Origin of the sequence: uncultured Anaerococcus sp. (assembly GCF_937934665.1) — a bacterium.
Taxonomy (GTDB): domain Bacteria; phylum Bacillota; class Clostridia; order Tissierellales; family Peptoniphilaceae; genus Anaerococcus.
Genome location: NZ_CALGYW010000121.1, coordinates 1 through 4,457 on the forward strand (window position 1 = coordinate 1; position 4,457 = coordinate 4,457).

At 31.2% G+C, this 4,457-nt stretch carries 5 protein-coding genes; all 5 read left to right on the forward strand.

The window, feature by feature from the left end; translation table 11 throughout:
- Positions 1–195: 195 nt before the first annotated feature.
- Positions 196–783: a hypothetical protein gene (locus Q0410_RS06470; protein ID WP_299034521.1), complete on the forward strand. Its 588-nt coding sequence runs from the start codon at positions 196–198 to the stop codon at positions 781–783.
- Positions 784–794: 11 nt separating this feature from the next.
- A complete protein-coding gene (locus Q0410_RS06475) occupies positions 795–1,625 on the forward strand; it encodes an ATP-binding cassette domain-containing protein (RefSeq protein ID WP_299034524.1) in 831 nt (276 codons plus the stop codon).
- The gene (locus Q0410_RS06480) at positions 1,622–2,791 is read left to right on the forward strand and encodes a hypothetical protein (RefSeq protein WP_299034527.1); all 1,170 of its coding nucleotides are present in this window, start codon (positions 1,622–1,624) and stop codon (positions 2,789–2,791) included. Before Q0410_RS06475 ends, Q0410_RS06480 begins: the two co-directional genes overlap by 4 nt.
- Positions 2,788–3,963 carry a hypothetical protein gene (locus Q0410_RS06485; protein ID WP_299034530.1) on the forward strand — a complete coding sequence of 392 codons (1,176 nt, stop codon included), beginning with the start codon at positions 2,788–2,790 and terminating at the stop codon, positions 3,961–3,963. Before Q0410_RS06480 ends, Q0410_RS06485 begins: the two co-directional genes overlap by 4 nt.
- A partial coding sequence (locus Q0410_RS06490; RefSeq protein ID WP_299034532.1) for a pentapeptide repeat-containing protein occupies positions 3,960–4,457 on the forward strand: 498 nt, incomplete at its 3' end. The genes Q0410_RS06485 and Q0410_RS06490, both read left to right, overlap by 4 nt.

The following is a 4,457-nucleotide window of genomic DNA, read 5'->3' on the forward strand; positions in this document are numbered from 1 at the left end:
ATAAAATGATGTTACAGTAGCTATTTCTTACATAATAAAAGTAAAATTTCTATTATAAATTCTATAAGAATTAGTTCATAAATCTAAGGAGGTAGAACGGTATCTATTAACTGTGTACTTACACTTCCATATAATGTAGATAAATTTGATGAGCTTGATAATTATTTTTATAATACATTGAGTATACCTAAAGATATGAATTTAAATTATACATATGTTGATTCAGGAAATATGATTTATGATATTGATAAAGATTATGAATATAAAAGTCTAGAAAACTATCAAGTTGATAAGGTTAAAGAAGATGAAAAAAATTATTATCCGTATCTGATTGCGAAAAAAATATACAGGATGAACAATAGAAGAGTTACTCAAGATAAGGATCTAATAGAAACAATAGGATTACACGGAAATTGTATCCCTGGTAATAGAAGACTGTATTTACAGACTGATGGAAACTTTAGGATTTGTGAAAAAACTGGTAATGCTGTAAGTATTGGTGATTATAAAAATGGTTACTATTTTGATAAGATTTATAAATATTATTACGAAGATTATGTTAAATATTTCAAGGACCTTTGCTCTAATTGTTGGGCAAGTGAACTGTGTGATATATGTTACGATTTAGTAATGGATGATAAAGGGATAAAAGATAATCTTGATGAAAAACTATGTCCTATGATTAGAGAGTATTTGAAGGAAGATTTGAGTCAATATTTTGAGATTATTGAGCATAATCCTAATTATATTGAGGAAATACTAGGAAAATATAGTTTTTCTTAGGAGGAGAAAAGATGATTAAAATAAATGATTTAACAAAGTCATATGGCGATAAGTTAGTTTTAGATGGGATAAGTCTTGATTTAGGAAAAGGACTTTATGGTCTTCTTGGTGAAAATGGAGCTGGTAAGTCTACCTTATTTAAAACTCTCATAGCTTATGAAGGAGTTGATAGTGGAGAAATAAAGCTTGGTTCGGAAAAAATAGGTTTTCTTCCTCAAAAATTTATAGGCTACCCTGACTTTTCTGTAGATGATTTTTTATCCTACATGGCTGACCTAAAATCCATTAGCAAAGAAAATATGGCAGACGAAATAAGGAAGGTCAAAAATATTTTTAATTTGGAAGGATTTTCTAAGAAAAAACTCAAAAAATTATCTGGTGGCCAGCTTAGAAGGGTAGGACTTGGCCAGGCCTTTCTTAATAATCCTGACATAGTCTTGCTTGATGAACCTACTTCCGGCCTTGATCCAAGTGAGAGGATTAGGCTTAAAAACTTCATTGTAGAGATGAGCCACGATAGGCTGATAATCTTATCCACCCATATAGTTGACGATTTAACTTCTATTGCCAAGGAGATTATAATTCTCCATAATAATAAAATTGCGATGGATGCTAGCGAAACTTCCCTAATTCAAAACTTAGAGGGCTATGTTTGGGAATGTCCTTATGAATTGTATCTTAAAATCCAATCTCAAAATGATATTTTTTCAAAGGTCTACCAAAAAGATTCCAAAGATTATATTAGGCTTATTAGTAAAGATAAACCATTTGAGATGGCAAGAGCCATAGAGCCTAGCTTGGATGATGTGTTTTTAGCAGTTATAAAGGATTTTGACCTATGATTTATGAGTTAAAAAAGATCTTTTCAGGCTTTTTAGCTAAGTTATCTGTAATATTATTAATAGTTTTGGTTTTTGCTTTTAGTGTATTTGCTTTTTCGACATATGAAGCAGGCGATGGGACCTATAGGGGAAAGGCTGGTTTTAATTATGAGGCTAGTTTAGAAGAAAAATATGAGGGAGAGATTGATTCTAATTTAATCAATACTTTTATAGAAAGCATAGACCTAGATGGAGTAAAGGATAAGTCCGTAGCCTCTGTGTATACAAAATTTCCCAGCCTATCAACAACCATTTTAGATGCCTACAAACCTCTTCAAGGCGGAAATGCCAAAGCTCTTGAGAACTTGCTTGAAACTCGAGGTTCAGATTTTTATGATAGAAATGTCATGAATATAAAATCCTTGCTCGATGAAAGATTAAATACAACCATGCCAGAAAAAGAAAAGGCTATGGTCATAGAAAGGGCAAGCAAGATAGACAAACCTTATGAGTTTGAATATTTTGGAGAATGGAACTTCATATATGATATTTTTTCCTTTATAATATTAATTAGCTTTGTCATTATTATTTTTCAAATATCGTCTATTTATAGTGTGGAAGCTGAAAACTCAATGGATCTTCTCCTAAGGTCTTTGGGAGGTAATCAGGTAAGGAAAATTATTTATAGGAAAATTGCGGCAACTTTTGCCCTTGTCACAAGTGAGGTTCTTCTAGTGTCATTAATCTTTACCCTAGTGAGCTTTTATTATACTGGTCTAAGAGGATTTAATACCCCTGTCCAGCTTTTCTATTTTAATAGTATCTATAATTATAGTTTTGGTCAGACTTATATCCTAATTATTTTAGGATTTTTATTAGCATCTCTAGCCATAGCCATGATGACTTTTCTAATAAATAGATTTGTAAAAAGGTCCTTCCAAGCCTTTATCTTAGGCTTAGCTGCCTTATTATTGCCAAAACTTTTAGGTTTTATTACGGCTAACAACAATATTTTCCTAAAAATCCTAAAGTCTATGCCAGTAAACTTGATTCAGCTTGGAGAGATAGTGAAATCACTTTATCTGGGTCTTTTTGGTAACTTGCAAATCTTTAGTATCTACTTACTTTCTATTTTTATAATAGGCCTAACAAGTCTAGTACTAATATTTAAGGAGAGAAAGTTATGAAGTATGAATTTAAAAAAATATTTTCAAACCCTATCTTAATCCTACTCACAGGCCTAGTATTTTTTCTAACTGTGGGAGCTTGCTTGTACAATATCTCCGATAGGAGCATTGAGGTTTTTGAAGACGGAGAAAAAAAGGTCTTAGAAGGAAGAGCAGCCTTTGATTATTTATACAAAAATAGTGAGAGGACTAGCTTAGATGAGAAAACTATAGAAAATATCTTTATCAAATACGACGGCAAATCCTATGACCATGTGGCAGAAAGCTTTGCAAAAAAAGATCCTAGTCTGCTTTCTCATATATATTCTATTTATAAGGATAAGATGTTTGATGAGGAAGGCATCCTCCATAAGTCAAGGGTTTCTACCTTTGATATAGGGGAGGTGAATAAAGATAATACTATGGGATATATAAAGGCAACTCATATGTATACGGAAAACGAATTGGAAAAGACTGATAAGAAGCTCAGCAAGATAAATAAAAAAGTAGAACACGGCTTTACAGGCCATCTCATGAGCTTTTTTCACACATCTTATATTGCCTATTTTCTATTTGCTTTCTTGGTGATAGCTGTATCAGTCTACCTTGTATCTTTAGAAAACTGGTATGAGACAGATATAATCCTAAAATCAATAAAAAACAAGGCGTCCCTAAGGGTGGGGATAAATAAAATTGGGGTGATTTTTATCTTTGTAAGTGGGATTTTTATCCTAATAAACTTAGTCATGGTGGGCCTTACAATAGCACCCTATAAGTTTTCTAATTTAGATATGATGATTCAATCATCTGTAGCATTTTCAAATTCAAATCTGGACCTATCTTACGGAGAGCTTATGGCTCTTATGATGGGATTAACCTACTTATCAAGTCTAAGCTTAAGTATATTTGCGGGATTTTTAGCAAGCCTAATAAGAAGTTCTAAGGCATCATTATTAATAGTCTTAGCCACGATAGGAATAGTATTTCTAAATTACTCCAATCCTCTCATTGATAAGATAGTTTTCATTCTTCCTCAAGCAGGATTATTTAGCCCAAGATACCTTATAAACTTTTATTCCTATGAAATTTTTGGGGTAGAAATAAGCCATGTAAGTCTAATAATTATTACAAGTTTGATTTTACTCTTTGCTTCCGTTGCCGGAATATTGATTAAATCAGCGAGGGAAAATTGAAAGAAAAGCTTAACATACTGACTTATACACTAACTTATCTTGTAAAGATTGATTTTAAATATATAAGTCTTGTATTAATAAAGTCAGTATTGTTTGGTATTATGCCTGTAATTAATTTAAAATTAACCCAAGTGCTCATTGATTCGTTAACAAGAGGGCAAGAAATTGAGTTCATAAAGATACTAATTCTTATAAGTGTTTTTACTTGCTTATCTGATTTAGTGGGTTTTAGTATAAAAAAGATAGAGGATTATTCCTTGTTAGAGATTAATAAATTTATAAATATAGATATACATTGCAGACAATGCAAATTTAAACAAGGAGCGTGTTTTTTAGGTGCTAAATTAGTAAATAATGAAGCAGCAACTTTTATAAATACAACTTTTTACAAAAAAGCTGACTTCGTAAATACTACTTTTTTAAAAAATGTATATTTCATTGATGTTGTTTTTAAAGAAGAAGTAAATTTTCAACAAGCTAATTTTGAAAGTGCA